The organism is Alteromonas sp. HB246098 (assembly GCF_054890645.1).
The window spans coordinates 92,666-117,244 of the sequence record NZ_JBTZUG010000002.1; the positions used below are offsets into that span (position 1 = coordinate 92,666).

Annotated in this window: 18 protein-coding genes and 1 other RNA gene; 13 read left to right on the top strand and 6 right to left on the bottom strand. The window is 44.4% G+C overall.

Features of this window, described 5'->3' with window-relative positions; translation table 11 throughout:
• Nucleotides 1–8 precede the first annotated feature (8 nt).
• The 4 genes from ACYTPF_RS06320 to ssrS form a co-directional block, all read right to left on the bottom strand.
• Nucleotides 9–1,637: an ATP-binding protein gene (locus tag ACYTPF_RS06320; RefSeq protein WP_461851588.1), complete on the bottom strand. Its 1,629-nt coding sequence runs from the start codon at nucleotides 1,635–1,637 to the stop codon at nucleotides 9–11.
• 60 nt (nucleotides 1,638–1,697) lie between these two features.
• Nucleotides 1,698–2,639, bottom strand: coding sequence for a nucleoside hydrolase (locus ACYTPF_RS06325; protein ID WP_179984227.1), 942 nt, complete (start codon nucleotides 2,637–2,639; stop codon nucleotides 1,698–1,700).
• Between the two features lie 22 nt (nucleotides 2,640–2,661).
• Nucleotides 2,662–3,558 (bottom strand): ribokinase, encoded by an 897-nt coding sequence (locus ACYTPF_RS06330; protein ID WP_179984226.1) that lies wholly within the window; start codon nucleotides 3,556–3,558, stop codon nucleotides 2,662–2,664.
• A 21-nt stretch (nucleotides 3,559–3,579) separates the two neighbouring features.
• Nucleotides 3,580–3,762, bottom strand: a non-coding RNA gene (gene ssrS / locus ACYTPF_RS06335) — 6S RNA.
• Nucleotides 3,763–4,295: 533 nt separating this feature from the next.
• Between ssrS and ACYTPF_RS06340 the strand changes: the two genes are divergently transcribed.
• The 8 genes from ACYTPF_RS06340 (at nucleotide 4,296) to ACYTPF_RS06375 (ending at nucleotide 13,768) form a co-directional block, all read left to right on the top strand.
• Nucleotides 4,296–4,862 (top strand): UPF0149 family protein, encoded by a 567-nt coding sequence (locus ACYTPF_RS06340; RefSeq protein ID WP_179984225.1) that lies wholly within the window; start codon nucleotides 4,296–4,298, stop codon nucleotides 4,860–4,862.
• 75 nt (nucleotides 4,863–4,937) lie between these two features.
• Entirely contained in the window at nucleotides 4,938–6,251 is a 1,314-nt protein-coding gene (pepP, locus tag ACYTPF_RS06345) for a Xaa-Pro aminopeptidase (RefSeq protein ID WP_461851589.1), read from the top strand.
• 42 nt (nucleotides 6,252–6,293) lie between these two features.
• The gene (locus tag ACYTPF_RS06350; RefSeq protein WP_461851808.1) at nucleotides 6,294–7,667 is read left to right on the top strand and encodes an FAD-dependent monooxygenase; all 1,374 of its coding nucleotides are present in this window, start codon (nucleotides 6,294–6,296) and stop codon (nucleotides 7,665–7,667) included.
• On the top strand, nucleotides 7,654–8,826 hold the full coding sequence (locus ACYTPF_RS06355) for an FAD-dependent monooxygenase (protein WP_461851590.1): 1,173 nt from the start codon (nucleotides 7,654–7,656) through the stop codon (nucleotides 8,824–8,826). Before ACYTPF_RS06350 ends, ACYTPF_RS06355 begins: the two co-directional genes overlap by 14 nt.
• A gap of 243 nt (nucleotides 8,827–9,069) precedes the next feature.
• On the top strand, nucleotides 9,070–10,620 hold the full coding sequence (locus ACYTPF_RS06360; RefSeq protein ID WP_461851809.1) for a M28 family metallopeptidase: 1,551 nt from the start codon (nucleotides 9,070–9,072) through the stop codon (nucleotides 10,618–10,620).
• Between the two features lie 51 nt (nucleotides 10,621–10,671).
• The gene (locus ACYTPF_RS06365; RefSeq protein WP_461851591.1) at nucleotides 10,672–11,547 is read left to right on the top strand and encodes an EamA family transporter; all 876 of its coding nucleotides are present in this window, start codon (nucleotides 10,672–10,674) and stop codon (nucleotides 11,545–11,547) included.
• 133 nt (nucleotides 11,548–11,680) lie between these two features.
• Nucleotides 11,681–12,670 (top strand): MBL fold metallo-hydrolase, encoded by a 990-nt coding sequence (locus tag ACYTPF_RS06370; protein WP_461851810.1) that lies wholly within the window; start codon nucleotides 11,681–11,683, stop codon nucleotides 12,668–12,670.
• Nucleotides 12,671–12,835: 165 nt separating this feature from the next.
• Nucleotides 12,836–13,768: a DHH family phosphoesterase gene (locus tag ACYTPF_RS06375; protein ID WP_179984220.1), complete on the top strand. Its 933-nt coding sequence runs from the start codon at nucleotides 12,836–12,838 to the stop codon at nucleotides 13,766–13,768.
• Nucleotides 13,769–13,822: 54 nt separating this feature from the next.
• Here ACYTPF_RS06375 and ACYTPF_RS06380 read toward each other — a convergent pair whose 3' ends face one another.
• A complete protein-coding gene (locus tag ACYTPF_RS06380; protein WP_025256097.1) occupies nucleotides 13,823–14,671 on the bottom strand; it encodes a LysR family transcriptional regulator in 849 nt (282 codons plus the stop codon).
• A 254-nt stretch (nucleotides 14,672–14,925) separates the two neighbouring features.
• On the opposite strand from ACYTPF_RS06380, the gene ACYTPF_RS06385 reads away from it, so the two are divergent.
• The 5 genes from ACYTPF_RS06385 to gcvP all read left to right on the top strand — a co-directional run bounded on the left by ACYTPF_RS06385 (nucleotide 14,926) and on the right by gcvP (nucleotide 22,031).
• On the top strand, nucleotides 14,926–15,840 hold the full coding sequence (locus ACYTPF_RS06385; RefSeq protein ID WP_461851592.1) for a glucosamine kinase nucleotide-binding domain-containing protein: 915 nt from the start codon (nucleotides 14,926–14,928) through the stop codon (nucleotides 15,838–15,840).
• A 146-nt stretch (nucleotides 15,841–15,986) separates the two neighbouring features.
• Nucleotides 15,987–17,126 (top strand): N-acetylglucosamine-6-phosphate deacetylase, encoded by a 1,140-nt coding sequence (nagA, locus tag ACYTPF_RS06390; protein ID WP_461851593.1) that lies wholly within the window; start codon nucleotides 15,987–15,989, stop codon nucleotides 17,124–17,126.
• A gap of 365 nt (nucleotides 17,127–17,491) precedes the next feature.
• Entirely contained in the window at nucleotides 17,492–18,571 is a 1,080-nt protein-coding gene (gene gcvT, locus ACYTPF_RS06395; RefSeq protein ID WP_461851594.1) for a glycine cleavage system aminomethyltransferase GcvT, read from the top strand.
• 51 nt (nucleotides 18,572–18,622) lie between these two features.
• Nucleotides 18,623–19,012 carry a glycine cleavage system protein GcvH gene (gene gcvH, locus ACYTPF_RS06400; RefSeq protein ID WP_014950360.1) on the top strand — a complete coding sequence of 130 codons (390 nt, stop codon included), beginning with the start codon at nucleotides 18,623–18,625 and terminating at the stop codon, nucleotides 19,010–19,012.
• A 121-nt stretch (nucleotides 19,013–19,133) separates the two neighbouring features.
• Nucleotides 19,134–22,031: an aminomethyl-transferring glycine dehydrogenase gene (gene gcvP / locus ACYTPF_RS06405; protein ID WP_461851595.1), complete on the top strand. Its 2,898-nt coding sequence runs from the start codon at nucleotides 19,134–19,136 to the stop codon at nucleotides 22,029–22,031.
• A gap of 268 nt (nucleotides 22,032–22,299) precedes the next feature.
• Here the strand turns inward: gcvP and ACYTPF_RS06410 are convergent, their stop codons facing one another.
• Nucleotides 22,300–24,507: a hypothetical protein gene (locus ACYTPF_RS06410; protein WP_461851596.1), complete on the bottom strand. Its 2,208-nt coding sequence runs from the start codon at nucleotides 24,505–24,507 to the stop codon at nucleotides 22,300–22,302.
• Between the last annotated feature and the right edge of the window lie 72 nt (nucleotides 24,508–24,579).

The following is a 24,579-nucleotide window of genomic DNA, read 5'->3' on the forward strand; positions in this document are numbered from 1 at the left end:
AAGGGCCGTTAGTGGTTCTTCTGCCCTAAATAGTGATTCAGCACGCGAACCAGCTCAATATTGTCTATGGGTTTGGTTAGCACGTCATCAAGACCTCGCTCTCGCAAATACTCTGACTCAGTGATCACGTCAGCGGTTAATGCTACAACAGGTAAGCTTGGCTTATAAGCTTTTATCTGTGCTGTCGCTTCGTCGCCTTGAATGCCGGGTAAGTTAAGGTCCATTAGCACTAAGTCAACAGGGTTAGCTCTAGCGTATTCAACCCCCTCCTCACCTGTGCTTACCACAGAAAGCGCCACACCTAATTTTTCAAACAAGGTTTGAATAACCACCTGGTTTATATAGTGGTCTTCAACGACTAATACATTTGCAGATTTATCAATGTTAACTTGTGCTACAAAGCTCTGTGGTTGTGCCTCAACGAACTGATTCGCACTTAGCGCATCGGCGGGCAGGGTTACGCTTATGCGGGTACCGTGATTTAATTTACTGCTAACTTTAATCGTCCCATCCATAAGCTCGATAAGACGCCTGGATATATTTAAGCCTAAGCCAGTTCCACTAATCTCTTGAGCGTTACCCATCCGTTCGAAAGGCTCAAAGAGTCGCTTTTGATCATCTTCGCTAATACCAATGCCTTCATCTATGACATTGAATATAACTTTTCCACCCTTGTATTTTACTTGCGCTTTTACAGATTTACCTTTATTGGTAAATTTAATGGCGTTCGAGAGCAAGTTCAGTGCAACCTGTCCAAACTTAGTGTCGTCAAAAAATAGCGAGTCGGGCACCGAACTATCAATGCTGGTGGAAAATGTAATACCGCTGTCTTCGGCGCGAATCTTAGTTAACGAAAACAGATGTGTAAAGAAGTCGCTTGTACTCACCGCCCGTGCCATTACGCGCATTTTACCGGCTTCTATTTGCTTTATATCTAATACCGAATTTACAATTTCTAGTAACCGTTCACCGCTTTGGCTTACATGTGAAAGCGGAGTGGTAAATGACGGGGGTAAGTCTAACTTTTTAGCTTCGCCTTCAAGAAGACGGCTGAACGTGTTTATAGCGTTAAGTGGTGTTCTGATTTCGTGGCTAACGTAGGACAGGAAATCAGACTTGAATTGGCTAGTACGTTCAAGTTCTCGGTTTTTCCGCTTTAGCTCTAAATGTGCTACCACTGATTTACTTAATGTCTGCAACGACGTCTTTTGCGCTTCAGTTAATGTTCTAGGCTTGCGGTCGATGGCGCAAAGCGTACCAATAGCGTGGCCTGAGGGAGTAATGAGTGGCGCACCTGCATAAAAGCGTATATCTGGCGAACCAGTTACTAAAGGGTTGTCATGGAATCGCGGGTCTAACGTGGCGTTAGGGATTTCAAACACTTCTTCTTGCAAAATAGCGTGGGAGCAAAAGGCTATTTCGCGAGATGTTTCTTCAGCATCTAGACCAACGCGAGACTTGAACCACTGCCTGTCAGGGTCAATAAGACTAATAAGTGCAATGGGGGTTTCGCATATTTGAGAAGCTAACGTGGTAAGGTCGTCGAAAAGCTGCTCCGCTTCAGTATCAAGGACATCGTAGCTGAGTAGTTCGGCAAGACGTTCATCTTCATTTTCAGGGAGTGCAGCTGCTTCCATCTATATTAACCTAACGCAGAAATAAAAAAGGGACTGTATATTCACAATCCCTTAAACATATCACAGTGCGTAGGTGTCTACGAATAGTTGTTCCAGTTTTTGATGGTCAACTTTAGTTGCCACTTTAATGGTATTAGCTTCGTTCCAAAGTGGGCTAGGTGTTGTACCAGTTGGCGCAACCACCGTTTGGCCTCTGTCCAGCGTGCCAGTACCAACGCGAACGTGGCCTTCAGTCAGTTCAAATAACTCTGGGTGACGAAGGTGAGCAATTGGGAATGCATCGTGGAAGAAACATACGCGGTCTTCACGGTTTTGCGAGTAAAAGTCCATGTAGAACTGAGCACTTTCCTTCACAAAGCCACCAAGGGTATTGTTTTTCTCTTCAAGTTTTTCAACAAAAGCTGGCGAGAATGGCGTGAAGTTCGTCACGTCCAAACCAAACATAGTCAATTCCCAGTCTGCCGCAAATACGATTTCTGCCGCGTGAGCGTCATTCCAAATATTTGCTTCTGCTACAGGCGTAACGTTGCCAGGTACAAACGCAGCGCCACCCATGATGCTAACGCCTTTAACCAGCTTAGGTAGCTCAGGCTCAAGGCGAAGGGCTAGGGCTAAGTTACCTAGTGGGCCAATTGCCACCAATGTAATTTCACCTGGGTACTTACGCGCCATGTCTACGATAAACTGCGCAGAGCTGCGTGGGTCTAGTTCCGTCTTAGGCGCTTCAGGTTTTATATGACCAAAACCGTGTTCGCCGTGCACAAAGTGTGCATAGGTAGACTCAGGGCCTACCCACGGCATGCCTACGCCTTTGGTTACAGGAATGTCTTTACCGGCAATTTCACAAAGGGTAAGCGCATTTTGCGCAGCCATTGTTACCGGAACGTTCCCGTAAACTGTGGTTAAACCAAGTACTTCAATGTCTGGAGATTGGAAAGCGAAAAAAATCGCCATTGCATCATCAATCCCCGGATCCGTATCTAATATGATCTTATGTGCCATCAAATTTTCTCAGTGCGTCTTGCTAGTTGGCGTGTTTCGCTAAGAAACGATCCACTTCTTTTTGTGTTGGAATACTCTGTGCTGCGCCTTCACGAGTTACTGCAATCGCTGAGGCGGCACAGCCACGACGCAACGCCTGTTTAGCATCGGTGTGGTTACTGTAGGCAGATAAGAAATAACCGATAAAGGTATCGCCTGCCGCAGTTGTATCAACTGCATCTACAGAAAAAGCGTTTACTTCTATGACGTCGTCTTTACGAAGCATCATTACGCCTGCTTTACCCAGTGTAATGATAACTTCGCAGTGTGACCATTGTTCTTTGAACACTGTCACAATATCTTCAAATTCTTCTTTGCCAGTTATAGCTGCCGCTTCTGTTTCATTAACAATAAGCAAATCGACGCATTCTAGTGGTAGCTGTTTAACCGACTCGCTCATAGGAGCAGGGTTAAAGGCAACCTTTAACTGTTTTTCCTTCGCTTGGCGAAGTACTTCTTCGATGCTGCTTGTTTCGTTTTGGGTTAGTACCCAGTCTGAAGGGCGGGTATCGTCTAGCGCTTGCATTACCGTTTTTGCTGTAATGGTTTGGTTAGCACCACCAAAAAGCACAATGGCATTTTCGCCGCTAGGCGTAACTTGAATGATAGCGTGACCAGAAGGAACTTCTGAACACTTAACACCACGGCAATCTACCCCTTTTTTGATAAGGGCTTGCTTGAAAGAGGCGTCGTTTTCGTGAATGCTGCCGACGTGACGTACGTCTGCACCTGCTTGCGCTAAAGCAATCGACTGGTTTGCACCCTTACCACCTAGTAGTGTTTGGTAATGGGTTGAGGCCAACGTTTCTCCAGGTTGCACAAAGTGATCTACCTGATAAACGTGGTCAATATTTATAGAGCCAAAATTTATTATTGCCATTTCTTCTTCCGTCGAAAGAGGGCGCTTCCCAGAATGCCGCTGTCCATGTTTCGCCCGTGAACCGAAAAGTTCAGGGCGGAAGAATCACAATTGCCGTAGGCTTCTCGATACGCGTCGAGCTTGCACAATAGCAGCTGTTTCAACTTCCTAGGTTTAAAGCATCGGCCAGGGACATGAATGAACTAGCAAACATCCCAGGAAACATTGTTGTTGTATTAACGCAACAGGGTATAACAAACGCGAGATCCAGTGAAGAGGATCACCTAACGCGCTTTATAACTATTTTTGCGTGGTGAATATAAAAGCGGTAAAAAAATACTATTTTCTTGACCAATTGGTCAGCAATTATACACGCATATAAGATAAGCTCAATAATAACCAAACAGCTAATTTAGTTACAAACTTACAAGACTTTTAAATACTGCTGCGAGAGGAATTCCGTATCCAACAATGGTGATCTTAGATTAATTATGCGTTCGTTGCTAGGGATAGCAGCGCTCATTTCGTTAAATTAACGCCAATTCGCGGTTGTTTGAACAGTCAGTAAACAATGTATGAGTTCGTTGTACAAAGTATAATCTTTACTATAAATGCACTGTTCAAACACTGCACGGTAAATTGCCAAAAGTGGGCTTTGTATATTGATTTTTGCTAGTATTAACGCCATCACGGAGTAACGGCCGAAATCAAAAAAGGGCTGTGAAAACTCAACTCATCTTAAATAAAGAGAACGAATCGTGGAAAAACAGCTCGATTACGATAGCGTAACTAATAAATTGTCACAGCAAGGTATCATTGTAGATGCGGCAGAAGTACACGGCATTCTAACCGGAATGCTTTGCGGTGGCATGTCGCTTACCGATCAAAAGTGGCTTGAAGCCCTTAGCGAAACCATCAACCAAGGTGATGCGTTCAGCGACCAAACTCAACACCTTCTCAATACGCTTTTCAATCAAACCTGCCAGCAGTTATTAGAGCCTGAATTTGCGCTTAGCTTGTTGCTTCCAGAAGACCAAGCGCCTATTAACGACCGCGGCGCTGCGCTAATCAACTGGGTGCAGGGTTTTATGCTTGGTTTCGGTTTACATCAGCAGGACCTTGTGCAGTGTTCTGACGATGTTAAAGAAGCGCTTGAAGACTTCTCAGATATTTCTCGTATGGAAGAGCCGATGGATGCTGATGAAGAATCTGAAAAAGCGCTCTTTGAAGTAGAAGAATACGTGAAAATCTCAGCTATTTTATGCTTCAGTGAACTTGGTCAATCACTTCTTGATGATCAACAAGACACGCCATCCGTACACTAGTACTTAGGGAAAGTTAAAAGTAGCAGCTGTTTAAGCGGCTCACTTCACAGTGAATTAGTTAGGGTTTTCTAGTTTATGATTAGCGCTCAAGAGTTTATTGCCAGACAAGACAGGCTATTGGCGCAGTGCCAACCAAACAGTGTATGTATAGTACCTGCCGCTGGGCTGGTAACGCGAAGCCGAGATACCGAATATACCTTCAGGCAAGACAGCGACTTTTGGTATTTAACGGGGTTTGAAGAGCCTGATGCATGGTTAATATTGTCTAATCATCCTCGCTACGGCGAGAGCTATCGTGCAATGGTAGTTCAGGAAAAAGACAAAAGCGCTGAAATTTGGCACGGTAAGCGCCTTGGTGCTGAAGCTGCGCTCTCTCGCTTTAGCCTAGATGAAGCGTTTGAAACACATGAATTAGAAGAAGCTTTGTTGGCGTCCATTCAAGGGCAAGACAATGTTTACTTCGCTTTAGGTCATAACCAAAGTCACGACCGATTATTTACTGAAGCTTTAAATACTTTGCGTGAAGCGCCAAAAGAATCATTAGCGCCTTGCGCGGTACACGATTTACGCCCCCAACTGCATGAAATGCGACTGTTTAAGTCTGCCTGTGAAGTGGCAATGATGAAAGCGGCGGGGGAAATCAGTGCCCGAGCCCACAAACGCGCTATGCAGTTTGCTTCTCCTGGCTGCTTTGAATATCAACTAGAAGCCGAAATTCACCATGAGTTTGCTATGGCTGGCGCGCGTTCGCCTGCGTACAGCACTATTGTAGGAAGCGGTGACAATGCCTGTATTTTGCATTACACACAAAACAGCGCGCAGGTTAGTGACGGTGATTTGATCTTGATCGACGCAGGCGCAGAATATCAAGGCTATGCTGCGGACATTACCCGAACATTTCCTGCAAACGGTAAGTTTAGTCACGCCCAGCGTGAAATTTACAGTGTTGTATTGAAAGCGCAAAAAAGTGTATTGGATATGTTAGCGCCCGGTGTCACGCTTTCTGAGGCAATGCTACACAGCGCAGAAATTATTACTGAAGGTTTAGTTGACCTTGGTGTATTAGAGGGTAGTGTGGCAGAAAACTTAGAGAACGAAAGCTGGCGCCAGTTCTATATGCACGGGTTAGGTCACTTCTTGGGGCTAGATGTGCACGACGTAGGTAACTACAAAATAGACGGCCAAGACCGACCATTAAAGCCAGGAATGGTTATAACGGTAGAGCCGGGTATTTATATCAGTCAAGACAGTGCAGCACCCGATAAATACAAGGGTATAGGTGTTCGCATAGAAGATGACGTGGTCATCACAGCATCGGGTGTGGATATTTTGACATCCGACGTGCCTAAAGAGATTGACGAAATCGAATCACTAATGGCGAAAAACTAAAACAATAAAAAGCGCTAAAGCTAGAGCGACGGGAAGACAAATATAGTGGAATCGGCAGCGGTTGATGTAGTTATTATCGGTGGTGGGATTGTAGGAACCGTGCTTGCTAAAGCGCTTGGTGAAAACATTTCTATTGAAACGCCCGAAGGTAAAAAATGCGGATTAAGTGTTGCACTTATTGATGCTGCAGACCCAAAAGAAACGGCACCCTCTCACAATGATTTCAACCCGTTTACCGATACACGAGTTATTGCGTTAGCAAGACGTACGGTTAACGAACTAGCTGAGGTTGGTTTAAGCCTTGACGACTTAGCCAAGCAGCACAACGGCGAACTGCCTCCTAAAATAAAGCAGATAGAAGTGAGTGATAAGGGCCACCTCGGCCTTTTAAATCTGCATAGCCAAGATTATCACATCGACGCGTTTGGCCAGGTGGTAAGTTTAAGCGCGCTAACGCGCCTTGCTGCAAATGCGAGTACTGCGTATCAACATATAGCGCCAGCAAAAGTGACCGGTGTTGAGCAGCACCGTGACAATGTAGACGTGTTGCTAGATAGCGGGGATGTGATAACCACTAAGCTACTGATACTTGCAGATGGTGGGCGTTCAGGTTTAGCCGAGCGTGTGGGTATTGCCAAAACAGTCAGTGATTATCACCAAACCGCCATCGTATTTAACGTGCATACGCAAATGCCTCATGAAAACAAAGCGTACGAACGCTTTACTGATTCTGGCCCCCTTGCTTTTCTACCCTTTGATAGTGAAATTAACGGCGTAAAAGCAAATGGCAATGGTTTTTCAGTGGTATGGACGTTGGAAACACAAGCCGCTAAAGCACTTATGGAAATGGATAAAGCGTCGTTTGTTAACGTGCTTCAACAAGCTTTCGGTTATCGTCAGGGCAAAATATTAAGAGTGAGTAATACGGCTAGCTATCCATTGGCACTTACTAAAGCCCAGCAAGTTACCAGCCACCGAACGGTAGTGGTGGGGAACGCTGCGCAGGCGCTACATCCTATAGCGGGGCAGGGGTTCAACTTGGGCTTACGCGATTTGAGTGCACTCGTTTCTGTACTGAAAAGTACTGTATCTCTGCTCTCTATGTCGCCAATTTCAAAGCAAGACAGCAATCAAGAAACACAAGCGAAAGGTGGTGCTAACCACTTTGACGCTGGGGCATTTAATATCGTTCAGCGCTATGCGAACCAGCGTAGGAAAGACCGAGACAACACGATTGCGCTTACCGATACCCTAGTGCGAACTTTCTCCAACCAGTATTTTCCTACCGTCATAGGCCGAAACGTTTCCTTACTTGCATTAAGTATGATGCCGCAAGCGAAGAAAACCTTCGTAAAGCACACAACAGGTTATGGCGAAACACCACACGGAAATAGAGATAACAATGCAGCATGTTGATATAGCAATAGTGGGCGGTGGAATTGTAGGGTTAACCCTAGCCGCAGCGTTAAAAGACAGTGAACTAAATATAGCGGTTATTGATAAGACGCCTTGTTATCAGGTGCTTGCAGATAAGCCAACGGCGCGTGTTAGCGCAATCAATCAAGCTAATATTAAAGCGCTGCAACAGTTTGGTGTGTGGCTTCATTTACAGCAAGACCGCGCCAACCCGTACACCGCTATGCATGTGTGGGACAAAGACAGTTTTGGTGATATATATTTTTCATGTGACGAAATGGGTAGCGAAACCCTAGGGGTAATTGTAGAGAACCAAGCGTTAGTAAATGCACTGTCTAAAGCTGTGGAATCGCAGCCTAATGTAGAGTTGATTACTGCGGGTATTCAAAGGGTACTCGCTGGCCCTAATCAAACCATGCTGATGTTAGATAACGACGACGTGCTAAGTTGCAGATTGCTTGTTGGCGCAGACGGTGCCAACTCTTTTGTAAGAAAGCAGGCTGGCCTGCCAATTACCTTTAAAGATTATGAGCATACGGCCATAGTCGCTAATATCAAAACCGATGAGCCACACAACAATGTGGCACGCCAAGCGTTTACGCCAACTGGCCCACTTGCGCTACTTCCAATGGCCGAACCGAATGTCTGTTCAATTGTGTGGTCGCAAACGCCGGAGCAAGCAAGCGCGCTAATGGCACTGGATGACGACGCTTTTTGTCACGCTTTAACTGCCGCAAGTAATAGTGTTCTAGGCACTATAGCGCTTGAAACCGAGCGCGCCGCGTTTCCATTAACCATGCGCTATGCAAGGCAATGGGCCAAAGATGGGGTAGTTCTGGTGGGCGATGCTGCTCATACTATTCACCCGCTAGCTGGGCAAGGAGCAAATCTGGGAATGCAAGACGCATTAGCGCTGGCTGAGTCGTTAAGTAGCCTGAGTGCTGCCGGTAAAGACATAGGTTTATATAAGCACCTGCGCAGCTACGAGCGAAGCCGTAAAACAGAAGCCACGAAAATGATAGCAGCAATGGATGGCTTCAAATTCTTATTCGACGGCAACGACCCCCTCAAAAAACTAGTACGCGGCATAGGGCTTTCAGCCACCGACAAACTCACAACTATCAAAAACGCTTTCGTCAGCCACGCCATGGGCCTTTAAACCCCATTCTTGCGTTCTTGGCATTGAGATAGTCAGCGGTAAAGGATACTCTTCGGTATCCTTTTTTATTTCTACCAATGGCTTATGTTTACTTTCTTGTGCAAACCTTATCGCGCCTTTTCCTTTGCATGCGCAGCGTCTCTACTTACTTCTACTTTACTTACTGGTTCGGCGAATGCTGACGTCACTACTTCCAGTTTGACCTCGGTCGAGCCTTCGTCGGCTAAAGCAAAAAACGTAGAGATGTCACTGAATAACGCTTCTATCGATTTAGATATTTATCGCGAGCATGTAAAAACACTAGCAAGTGATGAGTTCGAAGGGCGAGGGCCGTTATCAAAAGGCGAGAAGAAAACCGTAGAATACTTGGTATCAGAGTATAAAAAATTAGGGCTAAAACCAGCTTTTGGTGACAGCTATACGCAAGCTGTGCCGCTCGCGAAAATTACACCTAGCAATATGAGTTCATTAAGCATTGGCGACCTTTCTTTTGAAGCGGGAAATGAGTTTACTGCACGAACACAACGTATAGTAAATGAATACTCACTCACTGATAGTGATTTGATTTTTGTGGGGTACGGTATAAATGCGCCCGAGTATAACTGGAATGATTACGCCGGCCTTGATGTAAAAGGTAAAACGGTCGTGATGCTGGTAAACGACCCAGGTTTTGCTTCTAAAGATCCAAATTTGTTTCAAGGCAATGCCATGACCTATTATGGTCGTTGGACTTACAAATACGAAGAAGCCGCTAGGCAAGGCGCAGAAGCTGTTTTCATTGTTCACGAAACCATGCCTGCTGGCTACGGCTGGGGCGTTGTTGAAAACTCAAATTCTAATACTAAGTTTAGCCTAGTCGATGACAACAATAATGCGTCACAAGTAGGCGTAATGGGGTGGCTTCATCTTAACGCTGCCAGGGAGCTTTTTGAAAAAGCAGGCTTAGATTACGGCGAGCTTAAAAGAAAAGCATCCAAGCCTGGCTTTATACCTATCTCCTTAAACATCTCAGCATTTCTGAAGTTCGACAATGTTATTGAGCATGCTGAATCGCAGAATGTTGCCGGTATTTTAGAAGGCACCTCAAAGCCAGAAGAGTGGGTAATGCTGCACGCTCATTGGGACCACCTTGGTAAAGTAGAGAAGAACGGCAAGACTACTATTTACAATGGTGCGGTAGATAATGCGTCTGGCACCGCTGGAGTGCTAACGCTGGCAGATTCGCTTTCAAAGAACAAAGAAGGCTTTTCGCGTACGCTAATGTTTAGCGCGTTTACCGCAGAGGAAACAGGGCTGTTGGGCGCTGATTATTTTGCAAATAACCCACCTGTACCTACTAAGAACATGGTAGCGTTTTTAAATATCGACGGCATGAATGTAAACGATGATGTTGATTATATCTTGCAGTATGGCGAAGGCTATTTATCTATTGAAGATGATTTAGCGACGGCAGCAGCGCTACAGGGGCGGACCGTTAAGATGGATCCGCGCCCTCAAAATGGCCTGTTCTTCCGCTCTGATCATTTCGCACTCGCAAAACAGGGCGTACCCTCTATTTTGTTTATGAGCTTAGGCGATACCGACCCAAGTTTTATCGCCAAGCGCTACCATAAAGCCGATGATGACTATCTTCCAAGCTGGACCTTAGGTGGCGTAAAACAAGACCTATCTCTTATTGGGACCATGCTTACTCATTATGCTCAAGGTGATATATGGCCTTATTGGAAGCGCGAAAGTGACTTCAAAGCAAAGCGTCTACAGGCGTTATCTGGTAGCGAAACCACTACCAAATAAAAACGCTTAAACGGCAGCTAGTAAAATGACTTTAAAGGTAAAGCGACGCTAATGAGTTGGGTCTTATTCACATTGGGCGCGGTAATCATGCAAACCGTGCGTAATGCGCTGCAAAGCAAACTAAGTAGTGCCGTTAATACCTCTGGTGTTACGTTATCACGCTTTATCTTGGCCCCGCCCATAGCCCTTGTTTATTTGCTTATACTCTATAGCAGCAGTGCCAGCCAGCTGCCGCAATTTACGGGCTCATTTATCACAGTGATCTTGTATGCTTCACTGTTTCAAATAGCGGCCACTTCTTTAATGGTGATTTTGTTTAAGCAAAAGAACTTCGCTATTGGAGCAGGCTTGGCAAAAAGTGAAGCCTTAGTGGCTGGCGTAGTAGGCATGCTCTTTTTTGGCAGTTACTTAACGCCCCTTGGTTGGGTAGGAATAGTCATAGGCGGTGTCGCTGTATTTGTATTAAGCAGTGGTAACAGGCTTCAAGGCATTAGTTTGAAAACCATGGTTATCGGTCTAGCTTGCGGTACCTGTTTTGCTCTCACGTCATTGCTAGTGCGCGAGGCTAGCCATATGCTCAACATTCAACATACAGTAGCCGCAGCTTGGGTTCTATTATGGGTGCTATGCGTTCAGGCGGTAGCTTTAAGTGGCTATATTGCGCTAACCAAACCCTTCGTGTTTAAGCAACTAGTGAGCGCTAAAAAGCAGGTGCTAGCTATAAGTACAGTAAGCTGTTTAGGCTCTATATGCTGGTTCACTGCCATGGCGCTACAGCATGTGGCGCTAGTGAAAACGCTGGGGCAACTAGAGGTTTTGCTTACTTTGGTGCTTTCACATTACTGGCTAAAAAACGCAGTTACAAAGCGCGAAATTATTGGGCTGCTCTTAATCGGCGCTGCCGCTATTATGGTGATGTGGGCTTGATTTTCTGTGATTTATCCTTTTTTTCGCTCAGCTTTCAAAGGCCCAAAAAACAGACATTCTGTGTGGAGATAATGAAGTTTTGAAATATATATTTGGTTTTTTGATTGTCTCAGCGATAAGCGCTTGCAGCACAATTTCAACGAATGACAGTGCAACGGAATATAACACTGCCATTAAAGCAAGTGAAAGCAGCGTAGAGCCTGCATTTCAACTTATTACATTAGGCGATACTGGTGGTATTAAAGACGGCAATTTGAGCGCATTTCTACTGCGAAGTTTAGAAGAGGAACGCTACGTTGCTTTAGACGCAGGAAGCATAGTTAATGGTATTGATGTTGCGTTGAAAGAAGGGGCTTTTGATAGTTTAAAAAGCAAGCCCGACGATAACCTGCGAGCCAACGGCAATGTACTGCATAACCACGTTGCTGCATACCTCATTAGCCATGGTCACCTAGATCATGTAGCCGGGTTACTCATAGCTTCACCAGATGACAACAATAAACCCATCTATGCCCTAAAGTCAGTAAACGACACCATGGGGGCGACCTATTTCAATTGGCAGGCATGGGCAAACTTTACCAATCGAGGAATGGAGCCAAAGCTAAATAAATACGATGTTGTCGACTTGGCTCCGCAACATACCACTGCTATTGAAGGCACCAATTTAACGGTAACGCCTTTTAGTTTAAGTCACCCCTTAGAATCGACTGCTTTCGTTATTGAAAGTGACAACGATATGTTTGTTTATTTCGGTGATACTGGCCCGGACGATGTCGAGAAAGAAGGCAAGCTGGGCGTAATATGGCGCTATCTAGCACAGCAAATGCGAAAGAAGACTTTAAGAGGTATGGTTATTGAGGTGTCGTTTGATAACAGTCGCCCTGACAATTTGTTATTCGGACACCTTACGCCTAAGTGGTTAATACAAGAGCTGACTCGCTTTTACGAACTATTCGAAGATAAAAGTCAGGTTTCAGACATAAACATCGTGATAAGCCACATCAAATACAGTTTAAAAGCAGGAGAAAACCCACGCTCTGTTATATCAAAAGAGCTAAAGCAGGCTAATAAATTAGGCTTTAATTTTATACTAGCCACACAAGGTCAGTCGCTTATCTTCTAATTGCCTTTAACAATAGTGAAGTAAGTAAACATCTGAGTAATCAAACTGTTATATATACTTTCGTCGAGTTTATCTATTAAGTGATTAAATTCTGTATAGGTAATCTCTCAAAATTTTTACTAGCTGTTACACTTACTTGATAATCGTTAATAAAGGAAACACGTGATGTCAGAACGAAAGTTTAGATTAGTTACCCGAAGTGATTTTGACGGGCTAGTATGCGCAGTCTTACTGAAAGACTTAGATATGATTGATGATATTTTATTTGTGCATCCTAAGGACATGCAGGATGGCAAAATAGACATCACTGAGAACGACATTACAACTAACTTGCCTTACGTTGAAGGCTGCCATTTAGCCTTTGATCATCACCTTAGTGAAACCGTGCGAAATGCTAGCAATATCGAGAATCATATTATCGATGCAGAAGCACCGTCAGCTGCTCGAGTAGTGTATGACTATTATGGCGGAGCCGAGAAATTCCCAAATATCTCAGTAGATATGATGGACGCGGTAGATAAAGGCGACTCAGCGCAGTTTTCAAAAGAAGAAATTTTAGAGCCTACCGACTGGGTGCTTATGAATTTCATTATGGACGCGCGTACTGGGCTTGGCCGTTTTAGAGAGTTTAAAATCTCTAACTACCAGCTAATGATGAAGCTGATAGATGCGTGTAAAGACCACAGTATTGAAGAAATACTGCAAATGGAAGATGTGGCTGAGCGCGTAAGTTTGTATCACGAGCACAATGAAATGGCGAAGGCACAGATAGCTAAGTGCTCTACCGTACACGATAACCTTGTGGTACTCGATTTAACTGAAGAAGAGACCATTTACGCCACGAACCGCTTCGTTATTTACGCCATGTACCCAGACTGCAACATTTCTATCCATAAAATGTGGGGGCTTAAAAAGCAGAACGTGGTGTTTGCGATAGGTAAGTCGATTACTAATCGTAGCTCTAACACCAATGTGGGTGAGCTGTGTTTGAAATATGGTGGCGGCGGTCACATGAATGCGGGTACCTGCCAAGTTGAAACCAGTAAAGCAGAAACTGTGCTTGCTGAGCTTATCGACACAATCACAAGTGACGGTTAACACTAATTAGCATAAGGATGGGGGGGCAGAAAAAGTACTCTGCCCCCCCAGCTCTTATTGCGTTAGGCGTACTTTAAAGAATTCGGCGAGTGTTTTGCTGATAACGGGGTGTTGGGTGTCTTGGTTAAATAGGCAGATGTTGACCTTGCCTAACTTAGGCAGGTGCGGGTGGTTCAGCACCGCTAAATTTGCCGGTAAGCTCGACTTCGCCAATGCAGTCACGCCAAGGCCTTGTTGAATAGCAGCCACAAGCCCGCCCAAATCGGCATTGGTGTAGCTAATTTTCCAGGCGAAGGTTTGCTGTTTTAGCTGTTCAATTACTCGGCTTCTGTACATACAGCCATCTGGCGCTAGCACTAATGGGATATTATTTCCTACCAACGGGTGAGAGGTATCACCTACCCACACCACATCGTCTTCTATTACTACTTCGCCCTCGGTTTGTTCATCTGGGTTCACCAAGGCTAATATTAAATCGAAGTGATCTCGCTGAGACGGGTGAAGCAGGTCACGACTTAGCGCAGACGTTACTTCTAACGATACATCTGGGTAGCGCTTCGAGAATTCACCAATTAAGCCTGGCAACAAGGTAGAAGCAAATTCGTTGGGAATGCCCAAGCGTAATCTACCGCTTAGTGGCGCAGGAGTAAGGCTTCTAAAAATGTTGTCGTTAAGCTCTAGTAGCTCTTTGGCTTTCGGGTAAAGCCAGTTGCCGTCGGCGCTAGGCACATGACGTTGACCTACCTTGGTAAACAGCTTTCTGTCTAGCTGTGATTCAAGCTTTTTAATTTGCAAACTGATAGCAGGTTGAGAGCGCCCCAAAAAGTCACCCGCTTTGGCATAACCGCCAAGCTCGATAACGCTTACAAAGGTGCGTAGCGTGTCTAAAGAAAGCTGCTTCATATTTATCAGTATTTCTAATGTATGTGCTTGCCATGATTATATTTGCAAATGAAAACGAGCGAAAGCCCGTATGTTTAAACAACCTAGCCTGAATTCACTACAGTAATTTTACGCTTCGGGTAATCAGTACTTTACGGTAATATCACGCACTCTACTTTTTACCTGCTTTCGATAGTGAGTTAATGGAATTATTAAATCTGAGCATTTAAATTGGCGAGTTAAATTAACCACTTACTTAATCTGCGAGAACGTAAATGAACTCTGATCTGTATTTTATTGGCATAGACGGCGGCGGCACCAAATGCAGAGTTATTTTACAAGACAAGAACGGCACGCAGATAGGTGAGGGCATTAGCGGCCCGGCTAATATAATGCGTGATGAAACGCTAGCAAAAGCATCCATAATGGATGGAGTAGAAAAGGCTATAGAATCTGCTAATACCTTACTTGCTTCACAAAGTAGCGACGTACAACTAACGCCTATTATGCTATCACAGTGTGTAGTAGCAGCTGGGCTTGCAGGCGCGAATATCAGTACCGCAAAAGCTCGCTTTGAAACCTGGGCGCATCCCTTTCACTCGCTTCATATTCTAAGTGATTTACATGCTGCCTGTGTAGGTGCTCATAATGGAAAGCCGGGAGCGGTAATTATTGTGGGTACGGGGTCGGCTGGCACCGTATTTAACGAGGGTAAGTTTACAGACTTGGGTGGCCACGGTTTTCCTGTTGGTGACTTTGCCAGTGGCGCTTGGCTGGGTTTAAAAGCTATTCAGCACACCTTACTATGTATAGATAACATTCGAAGCAAAGACGACCTAGCAAAAACAGTATGTGCGGAACTAGGCACAACGAACGCTGACAGCATAGTGGCTAAGTGCGCCGGGTTTAACACTCATCATTACGCGAGTTTAGTACCCTGTATGCTGCCACTTTTGAATGAAGGTAATAGCCAAGTGACATGCATCTTTAAAGAAGGGGCGGAATACTTGGAAACTATGGCACAGCGGCTTTTAGGCGAAAACGGGTATAACCTTGCTTTAATAGGTGGGTTAAGCGATGTGTATGTACCGTACTTTTCTGAGAAAACACGTTCCCGCTTGCAAGCATGTGAGTTATCGCCAGAGCAGGGCGCTATCAAATATGCTCAAGCATTTTATGATGGCCTGTAGCTGCCAATTGCCGCAAAGACGTAATGCATATTTCACGCGGCAAATTTCGATGCAAGTAATGAGACAAGCGACGAAAAAAACTCAACGTTATAAGCAGCAAACAAAACACTGCTACAACCGCACGTAATTAGGAAAATGAAAGCGCAATGATGAAGACAATTTTAGCCGAAAACGTTTTGATAAAAGGTAAGTGGGAAAAAGACCAAGTACTCAAGATCAAAGAGGGCGTAATTACTCACATCGAAGCACTTTCTGATTCACAAAAGCAGCGTGAAGAAATTTCTGAGCGCGTGTCTAACAGACTTATTCCTGGCTATGTAGATACACAGGTGAACGGCGGCGGTGGCGTTATGTTTAATCACGCACCAACGTTTAAAAGTATAGAAATAATGGCCAAAGCCCATTGTAAGTTTGGTACCACCACATTATTCCCCACGCTTATTACCGATGACATAGCAACCATAGAAAGCGCTGCCAATGCGGTAAGTGAAGCAATAGAAAGTGGCCACCCAAGTGTTGAAGGTATTCACTTTGAAGGGCCGCATTTAAGCGTTGAGAAAAAAGGCGTACATCTTTCGAAATATATTCGCCCGCTTACCGACAGAGAGCTTGCCACTTATACCCGAAAAGATCTTGGCAAGGTAATGATTACCGTAGCGCCAGAAAATACTTCGTGTGATGTTATTCGAGACTTGGTAAACCAAGGTGTTATTGTAGCGCTAGGGCACTCTAATGCGCCGTTTGATGTGGTTGAAAAGGCGATTGAATCAGGCGCGACTGGGTTTACTCATTTATACAACGCTATGTCGCCGTTTACGTCTCGTGAACCTGGCATGGTTGGCGCAGCGCTTTTAAGCAATAACACCTGCGGCATCATTGTTGATCATCAGCATTTGCACCCTAAAGCGGTTGAGCTGGCCTTTAAAACCAAAGGGCCATCACAATTAATGCTGGTTACCGATGCAATGGCCCATGTAGGTGCTGATGAAGACGTTGTAGACTTTTTCAATACGCATATTACTCGTGTTGGAAACAAACTTACTACACCTGATGGCACCCTTGCCGGAAGCTGCTTAGACATGCACGGCGCGGTTATTAATTGCGTTAACGACATCGGAATTTCGCTAGAAGAAGCGAGCTATATGGCAAGTGCAACACCATCTATGTTTATGGGGATTAACGAGACATTAGGCAGCATTGCAGTGGGGCAGCGGGCGAACTTTGTAGAGCTAAGCGAACACAACGCACTTGCAAACGTTTGGCAAAATGGTGAGGTGTGCGTTTAGCACACTTGCTATCGAACAACTTACAACAGGCTACTAATCAGTATTTAAACATTTCTTACAACGCCCTCAACAATTGCGCAGCAAGCATTCGGCAACGTTTCAAAAAAGCTGGGTACTAAATCGCAATTCTCCGTTCTAAACACCATCAAATATTAAGTTTTTTCAGGTTCGATAGTCGTGGCTGCGATCTTCGTTAAGCTATCTCAAAGCACGGTAAACGCTTACATATTTGCTTTTCTCATGCATTCCTAAGAATACATTTGCTTTTTAAATGTATTGATAAAAATTTCCAATTTGTTGCACAAACGTTAGCTCACTATACTCAATTTCGTTTTCTACCTTTCAAATTAAAAAGAGTAAGTGGAATGTCTAGTACCACCGCCCTACACGCAAAGCACCTAGAAGCCGGTGCGAAAATGGTCGATTTCTTCGGCTGGGATATGCCAATTAACTATGGTTCACAAATTGAAGAGCATCACGCTGTGCGTCAAGACGCTGGCATGTTTGATGTGTCTCACATGACCATTGTTGACGTAAAAGGCGCGCAAGCCAAAGCGTATCTTCAGTACCTTTTAGCCAACGACGTGGCAAAACTAAAAGACAAAGGCAAAGCGCTATACAGCGGCATGCTAAACGAAGAAGGCGGTGTTGTAGACGACCTTATCGTTTATCACTTCGACGAAACTAACTATCGTTTAGTGGTTAACTCAGCAACGCGCGAAAAAGACATGAACTGGTTAATGAGCAAAGCAGAAGGCTTTGACGTAACCATCACCGAGCGCCCTGAATTTGCCATGATTGCCGTTCAAGGCCCTAACGCAAAAGAAAAAGCAGCCACTTTTTTCAGCGCAGCGCAAAAAGAAGCGGTAGCAGGCATGAAGCCATTCTTTGGCGTACAAGCAGAAGACTTGTTTATCGCTACCACAGGTTACACCGGTGAAGCTGGTTACGAAATTATGGTGCCTGCAGAACAAGCTGAAAGCTTCTGGCAAGCACTACTAGACGCGGGCGTTAAGCCATGCGGCCTGGGTGCTCGCGATACACTTCGCCTAGAAGCAGGCATGAACCTGTACGGCCAAGATATGGATGAAACCGTATCACCACTAGCGGCTAACATGGGCTGGACAATTACGTGGGAACCGGCTGATCGTGACTTCGTAGGGCGTAAAGCACTAGAAGCGCAGCGCGAAGCAGGTACCGACAAGCTAGTAGGCTTGGTGATGACTGAAAAAGGCGTGCTGCGTCACGGTCTTAAAGTGAAAACAGAAAGCGGCGAAGGCGTTATTACTTCAGGTACGTTCTCTCCAACTCTAGGTCACTCAATCGCGATGGCACGAGTACCACGTGATGTTGGTGAAACAGTAGAAGTGGAAATGCGCAAAAAGTGGGTTACAGTAAAAGTGGTTAAGCCCTCCTTTGTTCGCAATGGAAAAAGTGTTTTATAAGGCCAATAGCTACTAGGCCCCAAAAGTTAACAGAGAATAACAGGAACGATTATGAGCAACATCCCAACTGATTTACGCTATGCCGCTACGCACGAATGGGTTCGCCCTGAAGGTGACGGTGTTTTCACTGTAGGTATTTCTGAGCACGCACAAGGCTTACTTGGCGACATGGTTTTCGTTGATTTGCCAGATGTTGGCGACGCAGTAAGCACTGGCGACGACGTATGTGTTGCTGAATCGGTAAAAGCAGCGTCTGACGTTTACGCGCCAATTTCAGGTGAAATTGTAGCGATTAACGAAGACCTAGAAGATTCACCAGAACTAGTTAACTCTGACCCGTACGGTGACGGTTGGCTATTCAAAATTAAAGCTGACGATGCGGCTGAAGTAGAAGGTCTACTAGACGCTGAAGGCTACGAAAACAGCATCGACGAAGAGTAATTCGTTACGCAGTTTTAAAAGAACCATAATTTGAAAAGGGGCATGAAGATAATTCAGCCCCTTTTTAACTTAAAGATTTAACGCGCCCTTGCGGCAACCATTACGAGTGCTTAACAACGTTATGTCGAATACTTCCCCTACATTGGCTCAACTAGAGCAAAAAGATACATTTATCCGCCGTCACATTGGCCCGGGTAAAGGCGAAATTGAAGAAATGCTGTCTGCTATTGGTGCAAGCTCACTAGACGATTTAATTGAGCAAACTGTACCGGCAGGTATTGCGCTACCAGAGCCACTAAAATGTGGTGAAGGGGCGACAGAAGTTGAAGCATTAAGTGAACTTAAAGCCGTTGCACAAAAGAACAAAATTAACCGTTCTTTCATTGGTATGGGTTACTACGATACGCACGTACCAAACGTTATTCTTCGCAATGTGCTAGAAAACCCAGGTTGGTACACAGCGTACACGCCTTACCAGCCAGAAATCGCCCAAGGTCGTTTGGAAGCTATTCTTAACTTCCAACAAGTAACCATTGACCTAACTGGCTTAGAGCTAGCGTCAGCATCGTTACTAGATGAAGGTACAGCGGCAGCAGAAGCCATGGGCCTTGCTAAGCGTGTGTCTAAGAACAAAAAAGCGAATGCGTTCTTTATTGCTAACGACGTTCACCCGCAAACCGTTGACGTGGTTGAAACCCGCGCTGAAATGTTTGGCTTTGAAATCATCAAAGGTGCGGCAGAAGAAGCGGCAGAACACGACGTATTCGGTGCGCTACTTCAATATCCAACTTCTACAGGCGAAGTAAAAGATATCAGCGACATCATTGCTGCGGTACAAGCGAAAAAAGGCATTGTGGCAGTAGCCGCTGACCTAATGAGCTTAGTAATGCTTAAGTCGCCTGGCGAGCTAGGTGCAGACGTGGCACTTGGTAGTGCACAGCGCTTTGGTGTACCTATGGGCTACGGTGGCCCGCATGCGGCATTCTTTGCTACACGCGATAGCTACAAACGTTCACTACCTGGCCGTATTATTGGTGTAAGTAAAGACACCCGTGGACGCCCAGCACTTCGCATGGCGCTACAAACCCGTGAACAACACATTCGCCGCGAAAAAGCGAACTCGAACATTTGTACAGCGCAGGTGCTGCTAGCCAACATGGCAAGCTTCTACGCGGTGTACCATGGCCCACAAGGCCTTAAAACTATTGCTGAGCGCATTCACCGCTTCGCCGACATTCTTGCTACTGGTTTGAACCAGAAAGGTGTAGCTCTAAAGCACAGCACGTACTTCGACACGTTAACCGTAATGGTGAGCAACAAAGAAGACGTACTAGCAAAAGCCTACGCAAAAGGCATGAACCTACGTGCTGACCTTGAAGGTGCGGTAGGTGTGTCGCTAGACGAAACTACCACACGTGAAGACATTGTTGCGCTATTCGACGTATTGCTTGGTGAAGAGCACGGCCTAACTGTTGAAGGTTTAGATGCAGAAGTAACCACGCAAGACGTAAAATCTATTCCTGAAGGTTTAGTACGTACTAGCGACTTCCTAACGCACGAGGTGTTTAACAAGTATCACTCTGAAACAGAGATGCTTCGTTACATCAAGAGCCTTGAAAACAAAGACTTGGCGCTTAACCACTCAATGATTTCATTGGGTTCGTGCACCATGAAGCTAAACGCAACGGCTGAAATGATCCCAGTAACATGGGCTGAATTCGGTCAACTTCACCCGTTTGCGCCACTAGACCAAGCAGTAGGCTACCAAGAAATGATTGCCGAGCTTAGTGAGTGGCTAATTAACGTAACAGGTTATGATGCGCTTTCAATGCAGCCTAACTCAGGTGCGCAAGGTGAATACGCGGGCCTATTGGCTATTCAGCGTTACCACGAAAGCCGTGGCGAAGGTCACAGAAACGTGTGTCTAATTCCAAGCTCTGCCCACGGTACTAACCCTGCGTCTGCGCAAATGGTTAGCCTTAAAGTGGTAGTAGTAGCGTGTGATAGCAAAGGTAACGTAGATCTTAACGACCTTCGCAAGAAAGCGGAAGAAGTGGGCGATAACCTATCGTGCGCCATGATTACATACCCGTCTACCCACGGTGTATATGAAGAAACCGTACGCGAGATTTGTGACATTGTTCACCAATACGGCGGTCAGGTTTACATGGACGGCGCGAACATGAATGCGCAGGTGGGCATTACGTCACCTGGCTTCATTGGTTCAGACGTGTCGCACCTTAATCTACACAAAACCTTCTGTATTCCACACGGTGGTGGCGGCCCAGGTATGGGACCAATTGGTGTTAAATCGCACCTTGCGCCATTCCTACCAAACCACACGGTTGTTAACGTAGAAACGGCGGGCAAAGACTGTGGTGCGGTATCGGCAGCGCCATGGGGCAGTGCATCTATTCTGCCTATTAGCTACATGTACATCAAAATGATGGGTAGCGCTGGCCTACGTAAAGCAACTGAAGTCGCTATTCTTAACGCTAACTACGTGGCTAAGAAGCTAGAAGGGCACTTCCCAGTGCTTTACAAAGGCAACAATGGCCGCGTAGCGCACGAGTGTATTATTGACCTTCGCCCGCTTAAAGAAGCAAGCGGTGTAACCGAGTTAGACATTGCGAAGCGCCTAAACGACTACGGTTTCCACGCGCCAACCATGAGCTTCCCAGTAGCAGGTACGCTTATGATTGAGCCAACCGAGTCGGAAGCCAAGTACGAACTAGACCGTTTCATTAACGCCATGGTTAGCATTCGCCAAGAAATTGCGAAAGTAGAAAGCGGCGAGTGGGATGCCACTGACAATCCGCTACACAATGCACCGCACACGCTAGCTGACATCTGTGACAGCGACTGGAACCGCAGCTACGACCGCATGCTAGCGGCGTACCCAGCACCAGAAGTACACAGAAACAAATTCTGGCCAACGGTTAACCGTATTGATGACGTATACGGCGACCGTAACCTTATCTGTTCATGCCCTAGCATCGAGAGCTATGTTGAGGAGTAGGGGGGCTTAGCAGCTTAGCTGCTAGAGCTTTATTGATTTGAAAGGCGAACCTGTTGGTTCGCCTTTTTTTGTTGCAGATTTAAGTGCTTATGCCCACTTTGTGCTAAAAGCTGCCCTTTGAATATTTGTAAATAAACGGCAAAAGTGGACATTGGAGGTTACTAACGCGTTTATCTGCCATAGACAGGGAGCGGAAGTTAAAGCCCTACACAAACCGCACGAACTTGCACACATCGTGTTGCCTTAGGTAGCGAATTAAAAGGTCTGGTTATAAGGCTAATTCGCTTTCTTGAGGATCTGGTACTGCAGACTCTAACTCTAAAATTTCTGAATATAGCGAAATTAAATGCTCGATAGTCAAATCTAATATCGGTTCATACATAAAGGAGTTAAGGTGAATATTAGAGCTAACAGTAATGCTAACCTTCTCAAGAATCCTGATAGCTTGACTATTAGGTAATTCTTTTGTGTATAACTTCATTAGAGCACCAAACTGATTCATTGATTGACACCAATAAGTATCATCAGACTTTATTTTTCGCACTTCTTCGATAAGAAAAATTTCAGATCTCATTCTAATAGCTATTGATAAAACCACTTTATCTTCTAAATTAAGCCCATCATGGTTAGCCCGATCTTTAATCTCATTTGCTTTATTAAATAGTAATTCTTTAAAAGAGTTTGTATTGTTAGTCGGATAATTTGTATCAAACAATCGATTATAGATCTCATAATACTCACCGATAGTAATTTGTGCTGTATCTTCTTTCCAGTGTAATAGACTAGTAAGCTTCAAGTAATCTTGATTGGTTTCACCTTTAATATACTCTATTAGGTTTCTTGTAAAAGGTACTGTTGCGCAAAGGATGAACTCACTATTAGTTATGTTTTTCTTCCACTTTCCAATAAAGTAGTTTTTGATACCTTCTGCTTGAGAGAGCTCTAAACCATTCTCAGTTCTGTTAGCCATTAAACATCTTTCACGATGTACAAAGTTATTTGACAAAGATCTATAGAAATCAAAATTATGTGTCAGAATTAATTGTGAAAAGTGTTCTATTTCAGAGATATCCTTAAGGTATTGGACAATAGCATGCTTATTTTTGTAGTCGAAAGAATCTGCAACATCGTCAATAATAAAAAGAGTCTCCGCTGACTTTCTTTTTCTATCCTCGACTTCAAATATAAAATTTAAAAGGTAGAGTGCGCGTTTCTCCCCTTGGCTTAAAGACTTTATTTCGCTTCTCGTACAGTCTATTTGATCATTGCCATCTTTGAACGTGAATTTTAATTTTGCTTTATCTCTTCCTAAAGCAGCTTCAACCTGGTTGAATAGTGACAAAGTGAATGGCATATCGACAAAACGACTATTAAAAAGATCGATAGCTTTGGACCAATTTGGAGCTTCCGTAGCAGCGTCCAATTCGATTTGATGTAATTCAGCTTGGTTGACAGAGAAAGCCTCTAAAAATACGTCGGTATCTGGACTATTTTGAACATAAAAAGCCCACAAGTTTCTCTTGAACTCTGTTTGTTTCTCTGGCTTTGTATTATGTAAAAGCAAATCAATTTCCGTTGCAGAAATATTTTCTAATAATGTAATTAATGCCTGCGTTTGTGCATTTTTAGCTAAGTTACTTCTTAACTTTTTAAGTTCAGAATCTCTGTCGATTGATTCATTTACAACCCTCATCTTTTCTTCAAGTTCTTCATAGTCTATTGAAGAGTCATCACCTTGTAGATGAACTTTATGCCCACCGGCAAAGTAACCTTGTTTATTCAATGTTTTAAATGAAGTATCAGCTTTTGCAGGGTTAAAGACTCCGCGACTATAAATTGTACCAGCTTGATCAAAGAGTTCTTGATACCGTTGAATAAACTCATTTGACTTTGCTAAAAACTCGGGGCTTTCTAATATTTCAATAGCTTTAGGGTCGAATATTTCATTATAAATGAAGCTTCCTAGGTCATCCCCAATGACAACTCCTTTTGCTAACTCTACTGCTGTTGCAAAATCATCTGTTTGAAAGTCTTTTTTTAGTATATCTTCGATATTATCTTTTTTTAGTTTTGATTTTTTCTGGAGTGATGCTTTGAGCTTCGATTTTAATTTATCTATGTCTGAGACTACTGAGTCATATCTAGCTTTACTTTCCTGATTAATAAGAATATTTGTTACAGCATCGTTATCGGTGCTAATTTCTATTTCAGACTTAAGAACGTATATTTGTTCCTTTTGTATACAGGTATTATCAACCTCAACAATACAAGTAGGTTGGCGATTAAAACGTTCTTCTTTTGGGTGGTCACCTCTTGATAGAGCATCAAAAGTTCTAGAAAACGATGTTTTCATTAGTCCATTGGGGGCATAAATTGAGTAAGCTTTAGCTTTTCCTCCCGCACTCGATAAATCAAAATTTTCATCTAAAAAAGAAATACCGTAACAGTTTTCGAGATGTACTTTAAGGTTATCCATAACTCATCCTTTTAATTATTCACCAAGGCCTGATTTCTCAATCAGCCCTATAACAGCTTCTTAATGCGACTC

Bases quoted from the DNA above. Each gene is read 5' to 3' on its own strand.
- ACYTPF_RS06320 (WP_461851588.1), bottom strand. From the start codon at position 1,637: ATGGAAGCAGCTGCACTCCCTGAAAATGAAGATGAACGTCTTGCCGAA.
- ACYTPF_RS06325 (WP_179984227.1), bottom strand. From the start codon at position 2,639: ATGGCACATAAGATCATATTAGATACGGATCCGGGGATTGATGATGCA.
- ACYTPF_RS06330 (WP_179984226.1), bottom strand. From the start codon at position 3,558: ATGGCAATAATAAATTTTGGCTCTATAAATATTGACCACGTTTATCAG.
- pepP (WP_461851589.1), top strand. From the start codon at position 4,938: ATGATTAGCGCTCAAGAGTTTATTGCCAGACAAGACAGGCTATTGGCG.
- ACYTPF_RS06355 (WP_461851590.1), top strand. From the start codon at position 7,654: ATGCAGCATGTTGATATAGCAATAGTGGGCGGTGGAATTGTAGGGTTA.
- ACYTPF_RS06360 (WP_461851809.1), top strand. From the start codon at position 9,070: ATGTCACTGAATAACGCTTCTATCGATTTAGATATTTATCGCGAGCAT.
- ACYTPF_RS06365 (WP_461851591.1), top strand. From the start codon at position 10,672: ATGAGTTGGGTCTTATTCACATTGGGCGCGGTAATCATGCAAACCGTG.
- ACYTPF_RS06375 (WP_179984220.1), top strand. From the start codon at position 12,836: ATGTCAGAACGAAAGTTTAGATTAGTTACCCGAAGTGATTTTGACGGG.
- ACYTPF_RS06380 (WP_025256097.1), bottom strand. From the start codon at position 14,671: ATGAAGCAGCTTTCTTTAGACACGCTACGCACCTTTGTAAGCGTTATC.
- ACYTPF_RS06385 (WP_461851592.1), top strand. From the start codon at position 14,926: ATGAACTCTGATCTGTATTTTATTGGCATAGACGGCGGCGGCACCAAA.
- nagA (WP_461851593.1), top strand. From the start codon at position 15,987: ATGATGAAGACAATTTTAGCCGAAAACGTTTTGATAAAAGGTAAGTGG.
- gcvT (WP_461851594.1), top strand. From the start codon at position 17,492: ATGTCTAGTACCACCGCCCTACACGCAAAGCACCTAGAAGCCGGTGCG.
- gcvH (WP_014950360.1), top strand. From the start codon at position 18,623: ATGAGCAACATCCCAACTGATTTACGCTATGCCGCTACGCACGAATGG.
- gcvP (WP_461851595.1), top strand. From the start codon at position 19,134: ATGTCGAATACTTCCCCTACATTGGCTCAACTAGAGCAAAAAGATACA.
- ACYTPF_RS06410 (WP_461851596.1), bottom strand. From the start codon at position 24,507: ATGGATAACCTTAAAGTACATCTCGAAAACTGTTACGGTATTTCTTTT.